We start from the raw sequence: 23,836 nt of genomic DNA on the forward strand, positions 1-23,836 counted from the left end.
ACCTGGACGGAGAGGGCGTTCCCCCTTATGCCGGTCCCTGCGCAATACCCGGCACGCGCATAACCGCCAGCTTCACCTATCCGGCAATCGAAAATCCAAAACCCAAAATCGCATTACCTTTCCCCGCGGGGCCAGAGCGCCCAGACAATCGCCGCCGCCGCCGCCATCCACGCGCGGCTCGCCTCCTTCTCGAAGCCACGGGTGCGCAACTGTACGCCGCCGAGGAACAGCCCCGTCGCCAGCATCCCCCCGGCGAGCCGGTCGCTCGAACGCTCCACGCGGCGGATGCCGCGCTCCAGACGCGACAGGTCCGAGCGCAGGAGAAGCTCTCCGCGATTGGCCGAACGGTAGTAGGCCTCCATCTGCCGGGGCAGTGAGAAAAGCAACTGCCCCAGGTCGCGCAATTCTTTCTGCGCCCGCTCGGCCCAGTTGACGCCGTTCCGTTCGCGCTCCAGCAACATCTGCGCGAAGGGGCGCAACTCGTGGAACAGGTTGATGTCCGGGCAGATCTCCGTCGCCAGACCGGCGACCATGCTCAGGGCCCGCCCGAAGTACAGCAGATCCTGCGGGATCTGGAAGGGCAGATCGTAGAGAATATCCTTGGTTTCATCGAAGATCGCCTCGACATCAATACTGGTCATCTCACGCATGGTGCGATTGTAGGAGTGGCGCAGCATAATCTGCATGGCCTGGACAATCTGGCGGCGATCAGCGCCGGGGAGGATCATGTTCAATCGATCCAGCGCGTCAACGATCCGCTCGGCGTCATTCATCGCCAGGCCCAGCACCCCGCTGCGCACGATGTCCATCGTCTGCGGCGGCAGCGCACCGACCATGCCAAAATCCACAAAGATCAGAGTGAAGGGCCGCCCTGGCGCCGCGGCATGCGCCTCGGCATCGCCAAAGAGGTGCCCGTCAGGGAGCACGCCGTTCCCGTTGGGGACGTTCGCCGGGGACTTGCCGTTGGTAAAGACGCCGTAGTTGACTGGCAGTTCGGGATCCACGCGCACGAACAGGTTCCCTGGATGGGGATCGGCATGAAAGAAGCCATCAATGAAAAACTGCTTCAAATAGCAGTTGTTCAGCCGCGCAGCCAGTTCCACCCGGCTGACCCCCAGCGCGTCCAGCGTTCGCAGATCGGTGATCTTGATGCCGCTGATGCGTTCCATCACCAGCACGCGCCTGGTGGTCAGTTCCAGGATCGGCTCGGGAAAATAGATCCCGTAGACCCCGGCGAAGTTCTTGCGGAACGTGGCCGCGTTACGCCCTTCTTCCACATAGTCCAGTTCGAGCATCAGGACTCTGGAGAACTCGGCCAGGAGCGCCTCCAGGTCGGCGCGACGGCGGATCGGGGGGTAGTTCTTGATGAGCCGGATAACCCAGGAGACCGCGCTCAGATCCACCTTGATGATCTGTTCGATGAAGGGGCGTTGCACCTTGATGGCTACGTCGCGCCCGTCATGAAGGGTAGCGAAGTGCACCTGGCCAAGCGAAGCGGCGGCAACGGTCTCCTCCTCAAAGCGCAGGAACAACTCGCTTGGCGGCGCGCCGAGTTCTTCGATAATCACCTGCAGCACGTGACTGGCCGGCGCCGGCGGCACCTCGTCCTGCAGCCCGGCCAGCTCCCGGCGCACCACTTCCGGCACAACATCGGCGCGCGAGGAGAGAAACTGGCCGAGCTTGATCTGCATCCCGCCCAGTTCTATGGCCAGCTTGCGAAAATCACGGGCCAGACGCCGCCAGCGGCGGTTGGCGCTGCGCCGTACCAGCCAGCGCAGTACACCAATCTGGCCCAGAAAAATGTCCCAGACAAAAACATGAATGACGACCCGAAGGAAGTATGCGGAAACGCGCAAAAATCGCTTGCGCGCGTGAAACGACGGCGTTGCGCCAGAGCGGGGGGCGCCATCTCGATCAGGCATAGTTACAGTCACGCCAGAAGACCGCGTATCTTGCGTCATATTTGTCGTTGGTCGGTTGATACTCTCCAGGATTATACCAGAAACCCCGTGCCGACGATGACCCGCTTATGGGGAGAATCGGGACCGCTGAACTTGCGCCTGCGGCTGGCGAGCGCGGGATAGCGTTCACATCTACCGAAAACGTTCGCACCGCAGCGGGCGCGGAGGGCCTCAAAAAGCTAGCCTCTCCGCGCTTCCGCGCGCTCTGCGGGAAATCTGAACCCAGACGCCTGCGGCCTACCGTCCGCGCTCCGCCGCGCCCTCTGCGGCAAACCCGAGGCGGCGCTTTTCGGCCTGAGTTGACTCCCTCCTGTCAAGCGGCTACAATGTGACGGTAATCATCCTGCAGCAATTTCCAGAGCGTTCTTGCTCGCCAAGAATCCTTTTTTTCTTCCAATCGTTTTGTGACCGGCCGCCGTCTAGCCACGGCAACGCCGCATGGGATCTGAGCCCCGCCAGCACAAAGTGAACGCCAATGTTTGAAAGCCTTTCCGACCGCCTCCAGGCGGTGTTTCAAAAACTCGGCAGCAAGGGCCGCCTTGATGAGAATGACGTCCGCGAGGCGATGAAGTCAGTCCGCCTGGCCCTGCTTGAAGCCGACGTGAACTATAAGGTTGTTAAAGATTTCGTCGCCCGCGTCACCGAACAGGCCATTGGCGAAGAGGTCACGAAAAGCCTGACGCCCCATCAGCAGGTGGTGAAGATCGTTCACAACGAACTGATCAACCTGCTGGGGGTTGAAAATGCGCCGCTGCAGGAAGCCCGGCCTGGCCCGACTGTGATTATGCTTGTCGGGCTTCAGGGCACCGGCAAAACGACCCTGGCCGCCAAACTGGCCCTGCATCTGCGCAAGAAGGGGCGCCGCGTGCTGCTCGCCGCCTGCGACGTGTACCGTCCCGCCGCCATCACTCAGTTGGAGACCCTCGGCAAGCAGTTGAACGTGCCGGTCTACAGCGAGGGCGCGTCCGCGCGTCCGCCGGATATCGCCGCCCGCGCCGTGGAACAGGCCCGGCGCGATCTGGTCAACGTGGTGATTATTGACACCGCGGGCCGCCTGCAGATTGACGAGCCGTTGATGCAGGAACTCGCCGAGATTGACGCGCGAGTGCATCCCACCGAGCGACTGCTGGTCGTTGACGCTATGACCGGCCAGGAAGCGGTGCGGGTCGCCGAGGCCTTTAACGCGCGCGTGAACCTGACCGGCCTGGTGATGACGAAGATGGACGGCGATGCCCGTGGCGGCGCGGCGCTCTCGGTCCGCGCCGTTACCGGCGTACCGATCAAGTTTCTGTCCACCGGCGAAAAGGTAGACGCCCATACGCTGGAGCCGTTCTACCCTGACCGGCTGGCCTCGCGCATCCTCGGCATGGGCGATGTGCTCTCGCTCATCGAGAAGGCCGAGCAGATGTACGACGCCGAACAGGCCCGCGCAATGGAAAAGAAGCTGCGCAAGGGCAAGTTCGACTTCGAGGACTTCCTGACCTCTATGCAGCAAATGCGCAAGCTCGGCCCGCTGCAGGAACTGCTCAAGCTCATCCCCGGCCTGGGCCAGCTAGCCCGCCAGGAAGAACTGGTTGATGAGCGCCAGCTGAAGCGCATCGAAGCCATGATCTTCTCGATGACCCCCTATGAGCGCCGCAACCCCGAGGTGATCAAGGGCAGCCGTCGCGCGCGAATTGCCCGCGGCAGCGGCACCTCTGAGCGCGAAGTGGCCGCGCTGGTCAAGCAGTTCCAGCAGATGCAGCGTTTGATGAAGCAGATCGCCAGCGACCAGGGCCGCGGCGGGCGCCGCGGCGGGCGCGGCGGGCGCGGCCCCGACGGCCTTGATATTAACGAATTGATGCGTATGCTGAAGTGACCGCGCGGGGCAACCCTCCAGACTCCAGGTTGTTCACCCTGTTGGGCAACCTGGCTGCCCCGGCTGCACCGCAGAGCTGCATCTGGATTGGCCTCGCCCAGGCCCTCAGGGCTGTCCAACGTACTTGGAGCTTGCACCGAACCCCGGTTTCTTCGATGGTTTTGGCGGCGTAGCCGCCAAAATCAACCAAAAATGACCGTATCGGGCGGCATAGCCGCCCCGATCCTGCCGCCGGAGGCGGACTTGCATCAGCTCTGGGGCATTTCCGCCAGGCACGGCAAGTATGGTATAATCAGCGATCAGATATCTGCAGGCGCGCCCCTCGAAGTTGCGCCATGACCGGGGCGCGGGGAATCCTGGCTTCCCCAACCTGCCGAAAGTCCCAATATCGATCTGTCTACGGGAGGAACTATACACGTATGGTAAAGATCCGTCTTCGCCGCACCGGCAAGACCAAGCAGCCCAGCTACCGCGTGGTCGTCGCCGACTCGCGCTCGCCTCGCGACGGCAAGTTTATCGAGATTATCGGCCACTATAACCCGATCCGCCAGCCCAAGGTGCTGGAAATCAAGGCCGATCGCGCCCGTTACTGGCTCAGCGTCGGCGCCCAACCTACGGACATCGTGGTCAAGCTGCTCCAGCGCGTCAATGTGCTCGATGAGCAGGGCCGCCTGATACCAGCCCCGGCCGAGGCGTGATCGGCGCCTGTAATGCCAGTGGCACTCTATGGGCTCCGCTGAACGTGCACGATACCCTATGAAAGCGCTGCTCGAGTATATCGCCCTGAACCTTGTGGATAACCACGAGGCCGTGCGTATCAAGGAACGAGTGGGTCGCTTTACCGTCACCTACGAACTCTCCGTCGCCCCGGACGAGACCGGCAAGGTGATCGGCCGCAGCGGGCGGGTGGCCAAAGCCATCCGTGACTTGATGGGCGTTGCCGCCGCGCGCCAGAATAAACGGGTCCACGTTGATATTGAGTGATTGGCGCACTACGTCGCACGGGGCCGATAAGGCCGCTTCCAGGAGAGCAGGTCCTCTCAGCCCCTCGCGGCAGGGTCAAGGGTGGAGGGGTGAGTCCCCTCCATTATTTGTTACTATGACCAATCTTGACGAGTTTCTGCTGATCGGCCAGATTACCGCTCCCTTCGGCGTGCGCGGGCAGATCAAAGTGAAGTCCTATACTGATCGGCCTGACCATCTCAGCCGCTCCGTGCGCACGGTCTATCTCGGCGACGAGCGCACGCCTCTGACGCTGACCGGGGTGATTGAGCACAAACCCGGGATGCTGGTGGTCACACTGCGCGAAATCACCAGCCGCGAGGCGGCCGATGCGCTGCGCGGCGTCGAGATCTACATCCGCGCCAGCGAGGCGGCCCCCCTGGCTGAAGACGAGTATTTCCTGCACCAGTTGATCGGCCTCAGCGCCACCACCGAGGATGGCCAGATCATCGGTCAGGTGCGGGAAGTCCTTGAAACCGGCGCCGGCGAGGTGCTGGTCATCGCCCGTCCTGACCTCGCCGACGCGCTCGTGCCAATGGTCCGCGACTTCATCGTCACCCTCGATATTGCCAACCGGCGCATCGTTATCCGCCCGATCGAGGGCCTCCTCTGATGTGAACATAACCAACAGCCGATAGGCCGCCGCCAGCGGTGCATCCCGCGAATGGGCGTCTCATACCATTTTGGATTGCTGTATGCGGAGCGCTGGTAAGAGTTCGGGGATGCTGCGTATGCGGTCTGTTCCCGAGAAGGAGGGCATGCAGTGACATTCTGGGAGGGTAGCGCTTTTCCTGAACGCAACCCGGAGGGTTACATGTCCGGGTGTTCTCGCGGAGATGGGGAAGGCAGGTTTGCCCCCTGCATCAGAGTCACTGCGCTACGGGCAGCGCGACGCGGAACGTGGTCCCCTCACCGACCACCGAGCGTACAGCCAGATCGCCGTGGTGCTGCTCGATGATGCTGTAGCTCACCGCCAGGCCCAGGCCGGTGCCCTTGGTGCGCGTGGTGAAAAAGGGTTCGAAGATCTTGGGCAGATCGTGGTTCGGGATACCGCTGCCGGTATCGCTGATCTCGATTACCACCCTGGCCCGTTCGACCCCCTCCGCTGATCCTCCCGCCAGGACAGTCACGAACCCTTCGCGGTCCAGCGTCGCGCCCTCTTCGAGCAGGGCGGTTTTGACGTAGAGTTCGCCGCCGTCAGGCATGGCTTCGAGCGCGTTAAAGATCAGGTTGAAACACACCTGTTTGAGATGATTGCTGATGGCAAAAATGCGTGGCAGCCGCCCGGCTCGCTGGCGGATCAATCGCACCCCCTGCTCCGCCATCTGCGTCTCGGTTAGAGTCAGCACGGCATCAAGGATCTCGTCAACATCCACCGGGCGCATCCCCTCGCGGTTGGGACGGTAGAAGTCGAGCATGCGCTGCACGATGCTGATCAGCCGCTCGATCTCCTCCAGGGTCATTTGCAGGTAGCGCTGGCGCTTCTCCTCGGCGAGCGGCCGGGTCAACAGCAAATACACCGAGTTGTGAATGGCCTGGAGGGGATTGTTGATCTCGTGGGCCAGTGACGCCGACAGACGGCCCAGGGCCGCGAGTTTCTCCGCCTGCACCAGTTGCTTGGCAATGCGCTGGCGTTCGCTCACGTCCCGGGCGATCACCAGGATGAGGCGCTCGCCGGCGTGCGAGACGGCGCTGAGACTGACCGCGACCGGTGTGGTCTGCTCCTGGCGGGTGTACAGGTCCATCTCGATTTCCGCCCCCTCACGCACCGCTCCGCCAGTATATCCCTCAACGGTGCGCTGAATCAGTTGGGCCAGGGCTGGCAAGAGCCGGTCGAGCGGCATGGCCAGCAACTCAGCATGGCTATAGCCGCTCAAATGTTCCAGGGCCAGATTAGCATCGAGGATGGCACGTCCGCTGGCGTCAACGAGCAACACCGCGTCACTGGCGTGCTGGAGCAGAGCGCGATAGCGGCCCTCCGAGGAAGCGACGCGGGTGTAGAGGCGCGCATTCTCGATGGCGACGGCGGCCTGGGCCGCTAGCAGCATCAAGAGTTCCTGATCATCCTCGGTGAAGGGCTGCCGCGCATGGGTCTTGGCCGCATTGAGCACCCCCAGCACCTGTTCGCCAGCCAGCACCGGCACCGACAGGGCCGAGCCGATCTCTTCGGTCAGGAAGACGCCACGCAACTCGTCCACGGGGAGGGCCACGTCACCGCTGAAGTCAAGGCGCACCGGCTGACGACGCATGGCCACCCAGCCGGCCAGACTGCGTTCGGCAGCCACACGGTGACCTACACGCACCTGGGCGGGGAGGCCGGAGCAGGCGACGATACGCAGCCACTGCCCATCGTCCTCGAACAGCATGAGCGAGGCGCGGTCGGCCTCAAGCTCGGTGCGCACCGTTTCGATGATCAGATCCTGCAATCGTTGCAGGTCGAGTTCGCCAAGGAGCCGCTGGCCGATGCGCACCGCTGGGCGCAGGGCGGCCACCCGATCGCGCGAGCGAGCCGCGCGGCGTTCGCCAGCGATCTCCAGGGCCGTGGCGCGCAGATCGTCAGCGCTAAAGGGTTTGACCAACAACCCCCGCGCCCCCAGACGCATGGCCTGAGTGACAAACTCAACCGAAGCGTCGCCGCACATCAGCAGCACGGGCACCCGCACCTGCTGCTCGTGCAACTGCCGCAGCAGGGCCAGGCCATCGCCACCGGGCGCGGCGCCATCGAGCAGCACCAGGTCGAAGGCGGCATTCAGGAGCGCATCGCGAGCGGCGGCGGGCGCGTCCAGGGCGTGGACGACAAAGCCGGCGTCGCGCAGGGTCGTCGCACAGACTTCACGGGTGACCGGGTCACTGTCGATTACCAGGGCGTGCCCAGAATGGTAGCTCATAGGGTACAGCGAGCGTGATAGGAGCGCACCCGCTATGACGCTCACGACTTCATCCGCCGTTCAAGCTCCTGCCAGATCGCTTCAAGGGACAGACCCTGATCTTCCAGCAACACGACGATGTGATACAGCAGGTCGGCCAGTTCATAGGTCAATTCGGCGTGGGAAGCGTTTTTGGCCGCGATAACCACTTCCACCGCTTCCTCGCCAACTTTCTTGGCGATCCGGTCCACTCCTTCCTGGAGCAGGCGTGCGGTGTAGGATGTTTCGGGAGACGCATTGCGCCGAATGCGCACGCCATCGGCCAGCCGTCCAAGCACGGCGCCGGGAGGAGCGGACCGGCGGGTCAGCGTTCCCGCAACATCACGGTGGAAACAACTACGCTCACCAGTATGGCAGGTAGGACCGGCAGGTTCGGCCAGCACCAGCAGCGCATCAGCGTCGCAATCAACCCGCAGGTCAACCAGGCGCAGCACGTGGCCGCTCGTCTCGCCTTTGCGCCAGAGGGCCTGCCGGGAACGGCTCCAGAACGTCACCAGGCCGGTGGCGCGGGTCGCCTCCAGCGCGTCGGCGTTCATGTACCCCAGCATCAGCACCTCACCGGTGCGGGCGTGCTGTACGATTGCAGGCGCCAGCCCCTGCGGATCGAAATGTATCTCCATAAGGTTCCCTTCGAGCCTGCCTGAATACTGCCTGCCGACGAGCCAGAGAGGGCGACGCCCTGACACCGGGGAACCGGCGATAGCGCAACCTGCCAGTTGCGCGCATGGTCAGGAGAGCTTCATCCTCGCAGAACCGCATCGGACACCCCGGTTGTTAGCCCGACAGGTTCTCAATGGCGAAAATGCCGGCGGCCGGTAAACACCATCGCGGCGCCAGCGGCATCGGCGGCGGCGATGACCTCCGCGTCGCGCACCGAACCGCCGGGCTGGATCACTGCCGTGGCGCCGGCGCGCAGAGCCGTTTCTACGCCATCGGCAAAGGGAAACAGAGCATCGCTCGCCACCACGCTCCCTGTGAGCGACAGGCCAGCCTGCTGGGCCTTCCAGACCGCCAGGCGCGAGCTATCCACCCGGCTCATCTGCCCGGCGCCGATGCCGAGGGTGCGATCAGGGCCGGCATAGACAATCGCGTTAGACTTCACGTGCTTGACCACGCGCCAGGCGAAACGCAGGGCGCGTTCTTCATCGGGGGTAGGGGAGCGCCGCGTCACCACGCGCCACTCCTCGCCGGCCAGAGGCGCGCGGTCGGCCTCCTGGGCCAGGACGCCGCCGGGCACGCTACGCAACACAATCTCCGGGCTTGCGCCGACCGGTTGCAGCGCCCTGAGCAGGCGCAGGTTCTTCTTCTTCCGCAGATGCTCAAGGGCATCGGGGGCAAATTCGGGAGCGATGATAATCTCGGTAAAAATCTCGCTGATCGCCCGGGCCAGGGCCAGGTCAAGGGGCTGATTGACGGCGATGATCCCGCCGAAGGGCGCGTCGCGGTCGGTGGCAAAGGCCTTTTCCCAGGCTTCGAGCAGGGTGGGCGCCACGCCGACGCCGCAGGGATTGGTATGCTTGATAATCGCTACAGCGGCGCCCTCGGCGGCGGGGAACTCCCCGATCAACTCCGCCGCGGCCCCGGTATCGAGGATGTTATTGTAGGAAAGCTCTTTGCCGTGCAACTGCTCGAACAGGCGCCCAAACTCGCCGTAGAGGGCAGCGCGCTGGTGGGGGTTCTCACCATAGCGCAGTGGCTGAACGCGGGGCCAGGCCGCGACCAGCGTTTCGGGGAAGGGATCGGCGGCCAGATAGGCGGCGATGGCGGCATCATAGGCGGCGGTATGGGCGAAAGTCTTCGCTGCCAGACGCTGGCGCGTCTCCAGGCTCACCGCCCCTGTGCGCAATTCGGCAAGCGTTGCGGCGTAATCGGCCGGATCGACCAGGGATACGACGTGGGCGAAGTTCTTGGCAGCGGCGCGCAGCAGGGCCACCCCGCCGATATCAATCTGTTCGATCGCCTCATCGAGCGTCGCGTCGGGGCGAGCGATGGTCTGCTGGAAAGGGTAAAGGTTGACAACCAGGAGGTCAATCGGCGCCAGCCCATACTCGGCCAGTTGGGCCATATGGGCGGGCCGATCGCGGCGAGCGAGCAGACCGGCATGGATGGCCGGATGCAAGGTCTTCACGCGACCGTCGAGAATCTCGGGAAAACCAGTGACCTCGCTGACCGACCGGGCAGGAATACCGGCCTCGACCAGCAGGCGCCAGGTATTGCCGGTCGAAAGCAGCTCGAAGCCCAGGCCGAGCAATTCACGCGCCAGGTCAATCACGCCCGACTTATCGTACACACTGAGTAATGCGCGCACATGTGCTCCATTGTTGTCGCAATCTCCGAAGGGTGCGACCTGTAGCCCGCTCATCGGCCTCCCTCGCCCGGAGACCGTGGTCTGAGCGGAGCAAGCGACGGAGCGCCGCAATCGGGCAAGCATCGGCGCACCCTGCCTGACGAAGCACAAAACCCTCCCCGGGCGACGGGCAGGATCGCGACCGGAGCTTATTCTATCACACCTGGAGGAGACTCGCGCAGCGTCACGGCGGCGCGCAGTTCTTCGGCGCGGGCGCGGAGGGCGGCAGTGGCGGCGCGGGCGCGTTCCGAGCCGATCACCCGCATGGCGCTCACTTCAAAGCGATCAATGGCCATGAGCATCTGTGCCACCGTGGCCCGGCCTACATCGGTGATGCCAACGTGCCGGTAGGCAGCCTCGAGCAGGGCCGAGGCGCCCGCGCCGACGAAAGTGGCGGCGATGCGTTCAAGTTCAGGGGCGAGAATCTCGCCGAGACTCGGCTCGCGCAACTCAACCAGGCCATTTTGGAGCAACTGGCCGATGATCTCGCAGGTGCGAAACTCGCCCAGTCCGCTGCGCTGGGCGATCTGGACGACGGTGTTCTTCCCGTTCACCATGGTGAGCACGCGCCACTCCTCCGCCTCCAGATTGATCTCGCCTGAGCCGGTGGCAGGATTGGGCACCAGGCGAGGCACCAGCGTCAGCGAGGGAATCTGCTGTTGCAGGGCGGCCCAGGCTTCCTGGCGCATGATCCCCTCCATAATGATCGCCTCATTCGAGAGGGTGATCGTGGGAGTATCGAGGCGCTGGTCGTCGTAGAAGCGGAATGGACCTGAGGCGAGGGTGAAGAACGTATAAACGGCATCGAGTGGGCGCATCCCGGGCAGCGTGGCGCCGATGATCTGCCCATCACGGAAATACAACCAGCCCTCATACGTCTGCCCGGCGCGTTGCCCGCGGATGTGGACCCCGCCGGTCTTCTTGCTCAGGGCGACAAGTTGGATAATATCCGTCAGCGGAAACTCGCTTAAATCGCCGGAGAGGGCCATGGCTTCACCGCAGGGATAGGAGCGAGGCGACCGGCTGCGCATGTGACGGCGTCGGCCACCGCTCCCGCGAACCGACACTCCCCTAGAGCTTGCTAATTACCGCCCGACTGATGGCGCGCAGTGTCTCAAACACTCCTGCGCCTGTCGTCGCGACGGCTTCGATGCGCGGCCAGTTCATCCGGGTTACGCCCAGATAATGATCCATCGTCTGCACCGAGACCAGCACGTCTTCGGGCAGATCGCGCTTATTGTATTGCACGACAATTGGAAACTCAGAAAACTTCTTATTCTGCCGGGTCACATTCTGCGCCAGTTCACGGAGACTATTGACATTCTCCTGCATCTTCTTCTTATGGGAGTCGGCGACGAACACCACTCCATCGGCGCCGTTCAGCACAGCTACTCGGGTGCGCTCGTACAACACCTGACCGGGCACGGTATACAGATGGAAGCGGGTCTGGAACCCACGGACCTTTCCAAGATCGAGGGGCAAGAAGTCAAAGAACAGGGTCCGTTCTGTCTCCGTAGCGATCGACAGCAGGTCACCCTTGATCTCTTTTGGCACCTGGCTGTGAATGTACTGCAGATTCGTCGTCTTCCCGCACATACCGGGGCCATAATAGACGATCTTACAGTGAATTTCGCGTGCCGCAACATTGATTAGCGCCATAGCTTCGCTCGCATGCCTGTTGAATGGGGGACAGCGGCGCAACCTGCGCCAGCGCCTGTCTTGGTACACGGCAGCGCTGCGCGGAGGCCGAAAACCGCTGCCGGTCAGTCACGGAACAGCAGGTCAATCGTATCTTCCATCGAGGTGCGGAACGAGGAGCCCAGCACCTCGTCACGGGCCTTATGCTGTTGCCGAACGCGCTCAAGCACCGCGGCCAGTTCATCGGTGGCCTTTTTCGTCAACACCTTGACCAGACCAATATGGGTGCCTTTATTGAAAATAATGCATAGAATCCACTGCTCTTCAATCAGCGCGATAAAAATGTTCTCGCGCACACCCTGTTGAAAGGTGTTCCGAAAATCTCGCTCACGCAGCAACTTGGCCACTTCACGGGATGAAGCGAAGACGCCCGCGATCAGCGCACCCAGAGCGGTGATATCCTGCCGATCAGCGTCACCCTTGGAGGAGATGACCTGGCCGCTCTTGTCGAGGAGCAGGGCATAATCGCTGGACGTATCTTCGACCAGCCGGCCGAGGCACTCCTCTATCTGGGCCAACTCCTCTGAAGGAACGATGATACTTGTCAGCTGTGGATCCATTGCAGCCTACCTTGTTGAGAGCTAGTGCAGGGAACCGCCAGATGCTTGCTCCCCAAAATTATAGCACAGAGACTGTAGCGCCCCAGGAACGACCTGAACACGGCTGCGGCGGTTTTCCGCCCCAGATCAACTTCAGATGGCGCTCAGCGCATCGAGCATGTCATCACGGTGCTTTGCCACCAGAAAGCGCACGTAACCCAGATCCTCGCGGGCGCTGGCAAGCAAGAGCAGCATCGCATCCCCGCTGATCGGCTCGATCAACACAATCCCGTTCTCGTATTCAAGCAAGGTCTGAATGGCGCCGCCCTTGTCAATCTCGCGCCCAAGGGCCTCCGCCATCGCCAGGCTATTCGAGGCCACCGCACACACGGCGTCCACATCCACATCGGGGCTGGCAACGCTCTCGATCAGCAACCCATCGGTGGCGACGACCGCGGCCAGCTCTACACTTTCAACACTACGGAAGCGACCCAACAGATCTTGCAACTTGCCGCTCATCTGTGCGCTCTCCCTGCAACACGCTCCGCCGCGAGCGAGGCAGCGGGCATAGCCATTATACACATAAGATCAACCGTGGTGCGACCAGCCGTAGGAAGGCCCTGGCTCTCTCCCCGGTTCCGGCCTGTGCGAGCATGCATGATCGTGATGAATTTCCCTGATAACGCGCCGGGAACATGGTATACTCGATATAGCACCCCTCGCGGGTCGCTCTGTTTGCGCGATCAGTGCGCTGAGAAGCATATTGTACCAGGACTATGATGGGCATTGCACTGATGATTTCGATGCTGCGTGTCGCCCTGTTCACCACCTGGCTCGTGCTGAAGCCGGTGCTAGGCTGGTTCTTTATTGTCATCGGCTTGATCGGCATGCCGATGCCGATTGTAAACGGCCTGATCTTTCTGCTCATCGGGCTGGCGCTGGTCGGTCCACGCAACCGGGTGGTCCGTTGGTGTCGGGTGCATCTGAAGTTGTTTCTCAAGGAGTGGGCGGCCCATCCCGCGCCGTGGATCGGCCGGGTTGGCCGTCTGGCTCAGCGTTCGGCGCAACAGATCTCCCGGCAGCACCGCCGTCTGCGCTGGTGGTGGCTGGAGCGCAAGGCGCGCAGCAAGGCCCCTGTCGCCGAAGCGCCGCGCGATATGGCTCGCTCGATGTAGTGATGCGCGGGAGCATAGACAACGCTCACGGCGGCGCCCTTCCCTCGGCGCGACGACCGCGCCTGTCCGGCGGCTTATCGTATCATAGCCCTGGGTTTCAATGATCACCATACGCGTCAGATTGTTTGCCGCCCACCGCGATATCGTCGGCCAGACGGAACTTACTGTGCCGATGGAAGCCGGAGCAACTGTCGGTGCGGTATGGGAACACCTGGTCGCCAGGCATCCCTCGCTGGGCCGGTACACCGGTCGGCTCCTCTACGCGGTCAACCAGCAGTTTGCCGAGCCTGGGGCCACGCTTCAGGATGGCGACGAAGTGGCGATTATTCCTCCCGTGAGCGGGGGTGCGCATCGCCCACAATCAGGCGTCCGATCCGTTGAACCCTTTTTGATCACCGAGGCGCCGCTCGACCCGGCGCCACTGGTCGCCTATGTGCAGACGCCGAGTGACGGCGCCGTGGTGACTTTCGCCGGCGTGGCGCGCAATCACTTTGGCGGCCGTCCCACAGCGTTTCTCAGCTACGAGGCTTACACCGACATGGCCACACCGGTGCTGGCCCAGATCGCTGAAGAAGCGCGAGCGCGCTGGCCTATCGGCCGGGTGGCGGTGCACCACCGCATCGGCAGGCTGGAGATCGGGGAGACCGCGGTGCTGGTGGTCGTTGCCGCGCCACACCGCCAGGAAGCCTTCCAGGCCGCCGCCTACATTATGGACCGGATCAAAGAAATCGCCCCGATCTGGAAGAAAGAGCACTGGGCCGACGGCGCAGCCGAGTGGCGCGAGTGAGCGCCCCCCTATGCCCGAGTTACCCGAAGTCGAAATCATTGCTCGTTCGCTGGCGCCCCAACTGGTCGGGCGCTCCTTCCTGGCTGTCGAGCGCCTCGACTGGGAACGGATGGTGGAGACTCCCTCGGCGGAAGTCTTTCGCCAGGAGATTGTTGGCCGCCGTATCCTCAGCGCGCGGCGGCGCGCCAAATGGCTGCTGCTCGACCTTGACTCGGGCTGGACCCTGGCGCTCCATCTGCGCATGTCGGGGCGCCTGGAGATCCATCCCCCCGACGATGAAGCCCGTGCCCACGTGCATCTGATCATCCGCCTGGATGATCGGCGACGCCTGTTCTTCGACGACGAGCGCAAGTTTGGGCGGGTGCGGCTGCTCGACGCCGCCGGATTGGCCGCCCTTGACACAGCCTATGGCCCTGAGCCGCTCGATGACCGCTTCACCGTCGCCGAGCTGGAGCGCATCCTGCGGGGGCGGCGCACGAGGATCAAGCCGCTGCTGCTCGACCAGCGCGCAATCGCGGGCATGGGCAACATCTACGCCAGCGAAGCCCTCTGGCTGGCCCGCATCCACCCGCTAACCCCGGCCTGCGCCATCGAGGCCGACAGGGCAATTGCCTTGCACGCCGCTATTCGCCAGGTACTGACCAGCGCCATTGAGCACGAAGGCAGTTCGTTGCGCAACTACCGCAACGGCTATGGCCTGCGCGGCCAGAACCAGGAACACTTCCTGGCCTACGACCGTCGCGGGTATCCCTGCCAGCGCTGCGGGACGCCAATCGAGCGCATTGTGGTGGGCCAGCGCAGCACGTTTTTCTGCCCGACGTGCCAGCCGCTTCCATTCAGGTGACCATAGCCCCGCGCGGAAGGGTCTGGAAGGGCCGCACCCCGGAGGGAGCGGCTTTCTTATGTTTCTCCCCTTGGTGTGTGGGGAAGCTGCATATGGGCCGGCGTTAACCTCATATCGAGCAATCCAAAATCTACCATTCGAAATGGCATTACCCTGTATGCCGGTCATGTTCAGCATACAGGCGGTCAGCCAGGGCGCGCACCAGGGGAAACTCGTCGAACCAGCCGTTGCGATCCTGCCAGAACTCATCGAGCGTGCGCGCGCCGGCCCGTTCGTATACCAGCGCCTGACCGAGCATTTCCAACCGATCCAGCGCCTTGACGAGCCGGGCCTCGGGCGTAGCCCCCTGGGTGTAATCTTCCCAGAGCGCCAGATAGCGTTCGGCATGCGGAAGGCCATTGAGCAGTTCGAGCAGCGCCTTGCGTTCCGCTTCCTGCTTTGCGGCTGCTCCGAAGAGCCGTCGGGCCGAGGCCGGGAGATCGCCGATCAGGGCCTCGGCCATATCATGGATCAACGCCGTGGCGAGGAGCCGTTCCCGGTCCAGGTCGGGATGCTGATCGCCGATGATCAGCGCCAGAACCGCCACGCCAAAACTATGCTCGGCCACACTCTCGACATCGCCTAATCCGCGCTGCAACCAGCCGGTGCGCGGCAGGAGCTTGAGGGTCTGCAAACGGATCTGTAATTCGGCGAGGGTCACAACCGCGCGGTCGTCCATGACGTCTCCTCGTACTTGTGGGGCTTATTGGCAAGCACATAGCAGCCTGTGCCTTGCCATGCACATTGAGAACACCGGGTTTCCCCCGCTCCCGCCTGCTGGCGCGCCTGGCAGCGATCGAGGAAAGGGGCCGTTGGCTAGCTTTGCCCTCCTGCCTGGGAGCAGATCTGCATCCCGCGGCGCACGCCTGACGCATGGTAGTAGTATACCTGCCATTGCCCAAGACATGGTACTATAGGCCCATACGCGCCAATGCAATAGATAGCGCCAGGGGGCGCACGTGCAAGTCGTCATCAGCGGGAGTTTCTGGTCCCAGCCGACGGTTGGGAGCGGGCAGTATCTCCATGGTTTGCTACGCTGCCTGCCCCGGGTGGCCGCGGAGCATCACTACCTGTTGCTTACCCCCGCCTATCTTCCTCCTGGTCCGGGACTGCCTCCTGGTGTTGATGGGGCATGTCTGAAGACCCCCTTTGACCGTATTAATGACAATCTGGCCAAGCTGTGGTTCGAGCAGGCGGCCTTTCCGCGGATGGCGGCCCGGCTGGCGAATCACAACGCTGGCGTGGCGCTGGTGCCGTACTTCGCTCCGCCACTGTATTGCCGGCTGCCGGTGGTGACGACGGTGGGCGACATCGTACCCCTGGTGTTGCCCGAGTACCGCGGCGGCGCGCACGTGCGCGCGTATCTGACCCTGGCGCGCCGGGCCGTGCGCCGCAGCGCCCATGTGCTGACCTTCTCGGCCCACAGCCGCGCTGATATTATCACCCATCTCGGCCTGCCACCTGAACGGATCACTGTTGTGCCCCTGGCCGCAGGTGAACAATTCACTCCCGGCGACAGCGAGACCGCTCGTGAGGAGGTGGCCCGGCGCTACGGCATCGACACACCGTTTATCTACTACGTCGGGGGGCTCGACGCGCGCAAGAATGTCGCCACCCTGGTGCGCGCCTTTGCCCTGTTGCGCTCGCGTGGGGTGCAGGCGCAACTGGTCATCGCCGGGCGCCCGCTTGGCCGTGACCCGCGGCTGTTCCCCGACCTCGATGGCCTGATTGCCGATCTCGAACTGGGATCGAGCGTGAAGCGGATTGACGTGCCGGCAGCGGATGGACCGCTCTTTTATCGGGCCTGTACCGTCTTCGCCTATCCTTCCAGATACGAAGGCTTCGGCTTGCCGCCGCTGGAGGCGATGGCCTGCGGCGCGCCGGTGGTGACCAGCGACGCGAGCAGTTTGCCCGAAGTGGTCGGCACAGCGGCCCTGCGCGTCGCGCCGGACGATGTGGTAGGCTGGGCCGCCGCTCTGGGACGGGTGTTGAGTGACGCCCACCTGCAGGCTGACCTGCGCGCCCAGGGCCTGGCACGCGCCGCCCAGTTTTCGTATCGCAAGGTCGCCGAAGAAACGCTGCGGGTGTTGGAGCGGGTCGGCGCATGGCGAGCCGGGTGATGGTCAGCACGTAACTGCGTGCATCCCCGGCAATGTCTCGAAAACCATCAACGTTGGCATAAGCCGCTTGACGGCGGATCATCTCCAGGGCCCGCGCAAAGCTCGCCACCAGCGGGGGGATCGGGGCGGCATAGTTGCCCGATACGGTCATTCTTCGCCGGTTCTGGCGGCATAGCCGCCAGAACCGGCGAAAAACCCGGGGTTTGGAGTATGCCCCGGAGACGTTGCGCCAGTCCCAGGATCATCCCTTTGTAACTTGACAAATAGCGACGGGAGGCTATCTTATGAGGTGAGTTTCCTGGCCGAACGAGGATCGCGCAAAATGTTCATCCTGGACCCACGATCTCTCCATATCTCCACACCTCCGCACCTCCTTGCACCCGGCTGCCGGTACCGTCTTTCCCTGCATCCGCAAGGATGACCATCGCCGGAGTCCGCGTTGAGACCACGGGCTATACGCACGGCGGCACTGCTCGTCGCTCTGCTGGGGGCCTTACTGCCGGGGCCTTTCGTTGCGGCGCAAGATGGTAATGACCTCGGAGTCCAACGGTTTCTCGATGCTCAGCCCGGCGCCCTCAAAGGCTACCGCGACGACGGTCGCGGCGTCGCCGAGATCATCGAGAGCGCGGCCCTCTTCTACGGTCTGAGCCCCCGCCTGCATCTGGCGCTGCTCGAAGCCGCCTCAGGCCTGTTGAGCGACCCGGCCCCGACCGCTGCGGCCCTCCGGCAGCCCTTCGGCCCCGCCGGTCCCGAGGGCTTCGCCGTGCAGATTGACTGGGCCAGCCGCGAACTCCGCGCTGGCCTGGGACCCTACGAGCGCCCTCCAACGCTGCGCTTCAGCGACGGGCAAACCCTCACCCTCACCCTCGAACAGGCCCCTGAAGGGGTGGCCGTGCAACGCTTTCTCGCCGCGGGACGCACCCTCGCCGAGTGGCGCGCAGTGGTCGAACGCTTCACCCATGCCTTCGCCGCCTACTTCAACAATGAACTGGTCCAGATCGGCCCACCGGCTCTCGGCGCAACTATGCCATCCGCTGGCGTCCCCCCGGCAGACGCCGGCGCTCCAGGCGGGTTGACCCTGCTCCAGCCCTGGCCCGCAGGCGTCAGGGCGGTCCATCTGGCCTACTTCGACCACGCCTACCCCACGGTTGACAGTAGCGACGATGGCAACACCATAGTGGTAAATCACCTCGGACGGGGGCACGTGCAGTACGACGGGCACGACGGCCACGACTACTACTTCCCCGATCAGCCCATCGGCACGCCGATTCTCGCCGCTGCCGCCGGGATCGCCTACGCCCGCACCCGTCCCGACTACGGTGTGGTGATCGTCCATCCCGGAGGTTACGAGACGGTCTACTGGCACCTGGGCGGCTTCGCGCCGATCTTTGAGGGTCGCATTGATACCAGCCGGGGCGTGCCAGTGGCGGCCGGCGCCTACCTTGGCATCAGCGGGCCGAGCCGCACCCCTGGCGGCACGCCCCATCTCCATTTTGAGGTGCGGCGCCTCGGCAAGCAGATTGACCCCTACGGCTGGTTCGGGCCAGGCCCGGACCCCTGCGCGGCCTACGCCGGCTGCCTCCCCGGCGAGTGGCTCTGGGCGCCCTCGCTGATCGGAACCTACGATTTCACCCCGCCCGGCGCCATGGCTCCGATGCTCAGCAGCCGGCTCCCTGAGCCGGACCAGACGCCGCCGGCGGCGGCGATCACCATCGCTCCCCCCGACGACCTGCTATTTGCAGCGGGGTTCGACGGACACCTCGTGCAACGGGTTGGCCGGGGGTTCCCGCAGAGCAGCGGAACGCCCCGCTTCGGGCCAGGCCGCGCCGGGCAGGCGCTCGAACCCGGTCCGGCGGAAGTAGCCTATCCCCTTGCTGGCAACCTGGACCCGCGCGCTGGCACGGTGAGCCTGTGGGCCGAATTGCCCGCGCGTTACCCCGACGGCGCCATTCCCCGGCACTACCTGTTTGCGGCCAGCGCCAATCCCCGGGACGTCCCGGCATACCGCGGAACTCTGGCGCTCCGCCGCGACAGCGCCGGACCCGACGGCGCCCCGGCGTGGGTCTTCTGGACGACCGGCGACTCTGAGGCCAGCCGCGACCTGCTCGCCGCGCCCGACACTCTCGGCGCGGGCTGGCATCATCTGGCGATCACCTGGGACGCTGAGGGAGGGCGCAAGGCGCTCTACCTCGATGGCGCGCTGGCGGCGGAGACATCGGGAGTCGAGTTGCCCGGGGAACTGGGCGAGGTGCTGCGGTTAGGGCGCTTTGCCGCGGGTGGCCGGCACAGTGGTGTGCGGCTGGACGATCTGGCAATCTACAACCGCGCCCTGGGTCGGGCGGAGATCGCGGCGCTTGCCGGAGCGCCGCCAAGAGATGCGGCAGCGGTGGTGCGGCTCCGCGAACGGACGGTGCGTATCGACACCAACGCGCTAGACGACCGGGGCGGGATTATGGCCGTGCAGTTCGGGCTGAACGGCATCTTTGAGGATCCGCAACCCTACTATGACGCCTACCGCTGGACCTTGCCCGTACCCACGGGGCGGCATGTGCTGGCAGTGCGCTTCAGCGATCGGGTGGGGAACCGCACGACGGTCACGCAGACGATCCAACTGGAAGAAGAGCGCCGACTGTATCTGCCATTGCTGCGTCGCTGAGGCGAACACGGGCTGTGGCGAGACGGGATTTCCCGCACGCGGCGTCCCACGTGACGCAAAGGCGCGAAGCCAGATGCTTTGCGGCTTCGCGCCTTTGCGTCAAACGTTCCAGGAAGCACGCTAATCGAGGTACCCTTGCAGGCGCGACCCTACACTGGGGTGGCGCAGGCGGCGCAGGGCCTCGGCCTCGATCTGGCGGGTGCGCTCGCGCGTAATGCCGAAGGCGACGCCTACCTCTTCGAGGGTGCGGCGCTGGCCATCAATCAGCCCGTAGCGCAACTGGAGAATCTTGCGCTCGCGTTCCGGGAGATCGTTGAGGGCGGCATTCAATTCGGCATGGAGCATGTTCGCCGCTGCGATCTCCATGGGCGTCTCTTGGCTCTCATCGGCAAGAAGTTCGCCAACCCGGCCCTCACTCTCATAATTGAGCGGTTGTTCGAGCGAAACTGGCTGGGTCGAGGCCCGCAGCAGACGCTTCACCTTGCGCAGGCTCATACCCATGGCGTGGGCAATCTCTTCCGGCGTCGGCTCGCGCTCGAGTTGCTGCTCCAGCTTATAAATCGCGCGGCGCAGATGCACAATCGACTCGCTCAGGTGCACCGGCAGGCGAATGAGACGGCTCTGTTCGGCGATCGAGCGCGTCACCGCCTGGCGGATCCACCAGGTCGCGTAGGTGCTGAAGCGGTTGCCCTTGGTATAGTCGAACTTCTCGACGGCGCGCATCAGGCCGATATTACCTTCCTGAACCAGATCCATAAAGGCCATCGGGCTGCCGATATATTTCTTCGCCACGCTGACAACGAGGCGTAGATTGGCCTGAATAAGCTTGCGCCGAGCCTCTTCGCCGCGAGCGACCTCCTGCTCGAGGCGGAAGCGTTCCTGACCCGAGACATACTGCTCATTGTTGAGACGCTGGCGCGCCTCCTTGCCCCGGGCGATCTTTATGGCCAGGTCACGCTCCTCTTCCGCCGTCAACAACGGAACCTGCCCGATCTCTTGCAGATACAACTGCACCGAGTCTTCAACCGGCTCGATGTCCGCGGCTTCAGGTTCCTCAAGATCAAGCTCAAGCTCGTCGGCTTCAAGCTCGGCCTCGTCAGCATTCCACTCCTCGATCTCTTCTGGCTCAGCAGTAGAGGAGTTGAACGCCAGAACCTCATCGGTATCACTATCTGCGGATAGGCGAAAGACCTTCACGGTTCGTTCTCCTGATTGTCGCAGGCAGAGCCAACATACAACAGACGCGGTCACGTGGCGCCGTTGCCGGAGCGTTGCCGCTTTGCGGAGCGGAGGATCACCTGATGCTTTAGAACGGAGACATCTGGAGCCTCAACCATTGAAGCAACCCTATTTTCAGGTTTTGCACAGTTTTTGTCAAGACCTGAAAGGCCGCTATGAGCTATCTTCGTCGGATCTCCATTGATGGGCATCAATCGTCTGGCCGGTCGGCCCCCGTGGAGGCAGAGCGGCCAGGTCAATCGCTGCGGCGGCGATTGTCTCTGGAGCGAGGAGGCCCGTCCGAACCTCGGGAGCCATCTCGCGCACCAGGCGCGTATCGGCAAAGCCCCCCGGGTGCAGGGCATTGACGTTGATGCCGAAGCGGCGCAGATCCCTGGCCATCACCCGCGTCAGGCCGTCAACGCCGCACTTGGCTGCATAGTAGGCGCCGAAGCCAGGGACAGCGATGCGTTCGAGCGGCGCGCCAAGAGTAATAATGTTGCCGCCGCCGAGTTCGATCATCTGAGGAATAACGGCGCGGCAGACGAGAAACGTGCCCTTGAGCAACGTGTCGATGACCGCGTCCCACTGAGCTTCGCTGGTTTCGTGAACGGGTGCGCGGAGGCCGATGCCGGCGCTGGTTACCAGCACGTGAATAGGGCCAAGGGCTTCACGGACGGCGGCGACCATCGCGGCGACCTGCGTGGCATCGCGCACATCGGCGGGCAGAGCTACGGCGCGTCCACCCTGTTCAGTGATAAGCCAGGCTGTCTCGTCGAGTTCGTCGGCGCTGCGCGCGGCCACTGCCACCGCGGCCCCGGCCCGGGCATAGGCAATGGCAATCGCTCGCCCCAGCCCGCGTCCACCCCCGGTGATCAACGCCGTCTTGCCCGTGAGTTTCATCCTGAACCTCCCGCACTGTGCAATATCTGTGCAAAGTGTTTGCAATAGTTGTACCACACGCGTGCACATTTGGCTAGACCCGCGCCGAAAAATGAGAGGGCTTTCATTTTTTGGTCGTTCGTGGCCGGGGGGAGTCAGTCCCAACGCCGGTTGGCGAGAGGGAAACCAGGTTTCCCATACTCTGGCCCAGGGGGAAACACCGTAGTAGCGCAACCCGGAGGGTTGCGCTACCAAACAGGGGCCCGCCAGGCTCTGGCCGAAGAAAATCAGGCCTCGCGGCTAACGACGAAGTAGGCGATGTCTTCGAGTGTCCGGCGGGTCGCCGAAGGAGGGAACTCAGCAAGCTGGTGATTGGCGCGGACGACGAAGCGCCGCGCCTCGGCCATCGCCGCCTCGACGCCGCCGATGGCGATGACTTCCTCGACTGCAGCGCGCACCTGAGCCTCGGTGGGGCTGTCGTGGGCCACGATTGCCCGCAGATGGGGGCTATCGCTGCGGGCAAGGGCATAAATCAGCGGCAGGGTGATGGTGCCCTGGCGCAAATCATTCCCGGCAGGCTTGCCCAGCGTCTGTTCGTCGCCGATGAAATCGAGCACGTCATCAACGATCTGAAAGGCCATACCCAGATCGAAGCCGTAGCGTCCGAGGGCGGCAATCTGGGCGTCACTGCCGCCGCCGGCGGCCATTCCCGCCTTGCAGGCCGCCTCGAAGAGCGAGGCCGTCTTGGCCCCGGTTTTGTAGAAATACTGGTCCAGGGCCTGATCAAGAGGTTCGGCCACGAGCACCGGGCTGAGTTCGCCCTCAACGATGGTTTGCACCGCCTGGGCATAGTAGGTGATGATCCGCGGGTCCGGGCTGAGGGCCATTTCACCCGCGGCCAGGGCGAAGAAGTAGTCGCCGACCATCAGGGCGACATCGTTGTCCCAGCGGGCATGCACGGTAATCTGGCCCCGGCGACGCGCCGCCTGGTCCACCAGGTCATCGTGCACGAGCGAGGCCGCCTGGATGAGTTCAACGGCGGCCGCGGCGTGTATCACGCACGACAGGTGATAGACGCCAAGCCGGGCGGCCAGGAGCGCCAGTGCGGCGCGCAGCCGTTTGCCGCCAGCGCGCACGGTATAGGCGCTGGCGCTGGCGATCAACTCCGAGCGCGAAGCCGTCCGGCGCAACAGCAGCTCTTCGACGGCGCGGAGATCGGGAATGAGATCGGCCTGCGCAAATAGTTCAGTCAACCCGGCAACCCGGCCGGTAGACGGCGGGAAGGATAACGTCTCGGCGCCGCTCATCTGCACGCCAACGGCTACGATGCTCTCGGTCGCCGAGGAATGAGTGTGATGACCAGCCATCAGGCTGTTCCTCTTCTAGGGCCTGTCGGCGATCGGAGCGGTTCCTGGGCAGACACAGGCTAAGTGAGGGGAACACTCGCTTGTGATTTTCGCCACGAACTGCACTATAGCACATTCCAGGCCAGTGTCAAGCAAGAGTAATACGGGAGGTGATGCACACCTTTCGACATATACTTTGCACAAGTTTACGGGGTCTGTCTGTAACCTGCGACACGCTGTATCCATATAATACCGCATGCTGCCCGTCTGGTCACGCGTAGCCCTCGCGCAGCTCGCTCAGCCCCCGTCCGGGCCCACAGGTCCGGCAAACCGGCAAAGCAGAGGCGTTTTGCCCATCCCGCGAATGGCATCTCGTGTATAATATCAGTTGTTTCGCCCGCGGCTACGCCTGTGGCAATACATCCACAGCGCCGTAT

21 protein-coding genes are annotated in these 23,836 nt (G+C 63.7%); 9 read left to right on the plus strand and 12 right to left on the minus strand.

The features are described from left to right. Positions 1 to 113 precede the first annotated feature (113 nt). Positions 114 to 1,856 carry an AarF/UbiB family protein gene (locus NZU74_10195; GenBank protein MCS6881693.1) on the minus strand — a complete coding sequence of 581 codons (1,743 nt, stop codon included), beginning with the start codon at positions 1,854 to 1,856 and terminating at the stop codon, positions 114 to 116. Positions 1,857 to 2,436: 580 nt separating this feature from the next. On the opposite strand from NZU74_10195, the gene ffh reads away from it, so the two are divergent. The 4 genes from ffh to rimM all read left to right on the plus strand — a co-directional run bounded on the left by ffh (position 2,437) and on the right by rimM (position 5,434). Further along, positions 2,437 to 3,819 carry a signal recognition particle protein gene (ffh, locus tag NZU74_10200; protein ID MCS6881694.1) on the plus strand — a complete coding sequence of 461 codons (1,383 nt, stop codon included), beginning with the start codon at positions 2,437 to 2,439 and terminating at the stop codon, positions 3,817 to 3,819. Positions 3,820 to 4,238: 419 nt separating this feature from the next. Continuing rightward, a complete protein-coding gene (rpsP, locus tag NZU74_10205) occupies positions 4,239 to 4,517 on the plus strand; it encodes a 30S ribosomal protein S16 (GenBank protein MCS6881695.1) in 279 nt (92 codons plus the stop codon). Positions 4,518 to 4,575: 58 nt separating this feature from the next. Continuing rightward, complete coding sequence (locus NZU74_10210) at positions 4,576 to 4,803, plus strand: KH domain-containing protein (GenBank protein ID MCS6881696.1); 228 nt, start codon at positions 4,576 to 4,578, stop codon at positions 4,801 to 4,803. A 115-nt stretch (positions 4,804 to 4,918) separates the two neighbouring features. Next, a complete protein-coding gene (rimM, locus tag NZU74_10215; GenBank protein ID MCS6881697.1) occupies positions 4,919 to 5,434 on the plus strand; it encodes a ribosome maturation factor RimM in 516 nt (171 codons plus the stop codon). Positions 5,435 to 5,690: 256 nt separating this feature from the next. On the opposite strand, the gene NZU74_10220 is transcribed toward rimM, so the two are convergent. From NZU74_10220 to NZU74_10250, 7 genes are all read right to left on the minus strand, one after another. Further along, positions 5,691 to 7,709 carry an ATP-binding protein gene (locus tag NZU74_10220; GenBank protein MCS6881698.1) on the minus strand — a complete coding sequence of 673 codons (2,019 nt, stop codon included), beginning with the start codon at positions 7,707 to 7,709 and terminating at the stop codon, positions 5,691 to 5,693. A gap of 41 nt (positions 7,710 to 7,750) precedes the next feature. Beyond that, complete coding sequence (gene hisIE, locus NZU74_10225) at positions 7,751 to 8,368, minus strand: bifunctional phosphoribosyl-AMP cyclohydrolase/phosphoribosyl-ATP diphosphatase HisIE (GenBank protein MCS6881699.1); 618 nt, start codon at positions 8,366 to 8,368, stop codon at positions 7,751 to 7,753. A 170-nt stretch (positions 8,369 to 8,538) separates the two neighbouring features. Further along, positions 8,539 to 10,056: a bifunctional phosphoribosylaminoimidazolecarboxamide formyltransferase/IMP cyclohydrolase gene (gene purH / locus NZU74_10230; GenBank protein ID MCS6881700.1), complete on the minus strand. Its 1,518-nt coding sequence runs from the start codon at positions 10,054 to 10,056 to the stop codon at positions 8,539 to 8,541. Positions 10,057 to 10,244: 188 nt separating this feature from the next. Continuing rightward, complete coding sequence (locus tag NZU74_10235; protein MCS6881701.1) at positions 10,245 to 11,084, minus strand: DUF4388 domain-containing protein; 840 nt, start codon at positions 11,082 to 11,084, stop codon at positions 10,245 to 10,247. An 82-nt stretch (positions 11,085 to 11,166) separates the two neighbouring features. Then, positions 11,167 to 11,754, minus strand: a complete 588-nt coding sequence (locus NZU74_10240) for a GTPase domain-containing protein (protein MCS6881702.1) — start codon at positions 11,752 to 11,754, stop codon at positions 11,167 to 11,169. 104 nt (positions 11,755 to 11,858) lie between these two features. Continuing rightward, the gene (locus NZU74_10245; GenBank protein MCS6881703.1) at positions 11,859 to 12,353 is read right to left on the minus strand and encodes a roadblock/LC7 domain-containing protein; all 495 of its coding nucleotides are present in this window, start codon (positions 12,351 to 12,353) and stop codon (positions 11,859 to 11,861) included. Positions 12,354 to 12,485: 132 nt separating this feature from the next. Then, entirely contained in the window at positions 12,486 to 12,851 is a 366-nt protein-coding gene (locus NZU74_10250) for a roadblock/LC7 domain-containing protein (GenBank protein ID MCS6881704.1), read from the minus strand. Between the two features lie 257 nt (positions 12,852 to 13,108). Between NZU74_10250 and NZU74_10255 the strand changes: the two genes are divergently transcribed. The 3 genes from NZU74_10255 (at position 13,109) to mutM (ending at position 15,138) form a co-directional block, all read left to right on the plus strand. Beyond that, the gene (locus NZU74_10255; protein ID MCS6881705.1) at positions 13,109 to 13,507 is read left to right on the plus strand and encodes a hypothetical protein; all 399 of its coding nucleotides are present in this window, start codon (positions 13,109 to 13,111) and stop codon (positions 13,505 to 13,507) included. 100 nt (positions 13,508 to 13,607) lie between these two features. Next, the gene (locus NZU74_10260) at positions 13,608 to 14,294 is read left to right on the plus strand and encodes a MoaD family protein (protein ID MCS6881706.1); all 687 of its coding nucleotides are present in this window, start codon (positions 13,608 to 13,610) and stop codon (positions 14,292 to 14,294) included. A 10-nt stretch (positions 14,295 to 14,304) separates the two neighbouring features. Next, a complete protein-coding gene (mutM, locus tag NZU74_10265; protein ID MCS6881707.1) occupies positions 14,305 to 15,138 on the plus strand; it encodes a bifunctional DNA-formamidopyrimidine glycosylase/DNA-(apurinic or apyrimidinic site) lyase in 834 nt (277 codons plus the stop codon). A 148-nt stretch (positions 15,139 to 15,286) separates the two neighbouring features. Here mutM and NZU74_10270 read toward each other — a convergent pair whose 3' ends face one another. Beyond that, complete coding sequence (locus NZU74_10270) at positions 15,287 to 15,856, minus strand: HD domain-containing protein (protein MCS6881708.1); 570 nt, start codon at positions 15,854 to 15,856, stop codon at positions 15,287 to 15,289. Positions 15,857 to 16,136: 280 nt separating this feature from the next. Here NZU74_10270 and NZU74_10275 point away from each other — a divergent pair, with 280 nt between their 5' ends. Then, entirely contained in the window at positions 16,137 to 17,297 is a 1,161-nt protein-coding gene (locus NZU74_10275) for a glycosyltransferase family 4 protein (protein MCS6881709.1), read from the plus strand. 439 nt (positions 17,298 to 17,736) lie between these two features. Continuing rightward, entirely contained in the window at positions 17,737 to 19,953 is a 2,217-nt protein-coding gene (locus NZU74_10280; protein MCS6881710.1) for a peptidoglycan DD-metalloendopeptidase family protein, read from the plus strand. Positions 19,954 to 20,073: 120 nt separating this feature from the next. On the opposite strand, the gene NZU74_10285 is transcribed toward NZU74_10280, so the two are convergent. The 3 genes from NZU74_10285 to NZU74_10295 all read right to left on the minus strand — a co-directional run bounded on the left by NZU74_10285 (position 20,074) and on the right by NZU74_10295 (position 23,420). Further along, a complete protein-coding gene (locus NZU74_10285; GenBank protein MCS6881711.1) occupies positions 20,074 to 21,150 on the minus strand; it encodes a sigma-70 family RNA polymerase sigma factor in 1,077 nt (358 codons plus the stop codon). Positions 21,151 to 21,345: 195 nt separating this feature from the next. Beyond that, positions 21,346 to 22,074: an SDR family oxidoreductase gene (locus NZU74_10290; protein ID MCS6881712.1), complete on the minus strand. Its 729-nt coding sequence runs from the start codon at positions 22,072 to 22,074 to the stop codon at positions 21,346 to 21,348. A 266-nt stretch (positions 22,075 to 22,340) separates the two neighbouring features. Beyond that, entirely contained in the window at positions 22,341 to 23,420 is a 1,080-nt protein-coding gene (locus NZU74_10295; protein ID MCS6881713.1) for a polyprenyl synthetase family protein, read from the minus strand. Positions 23,421 to 23,836 lie beyond the last annotated feature (416 nt).

Source organism: Chloroflexaceae bacterium (genome assembly GCA_025057155.1).
Taxonomy (GTDB): domain Bacteria; phylum Chloroflexota; class Chloroflexia; order Chloroflexales; family Chloroflexaceae; genus JACAEO01.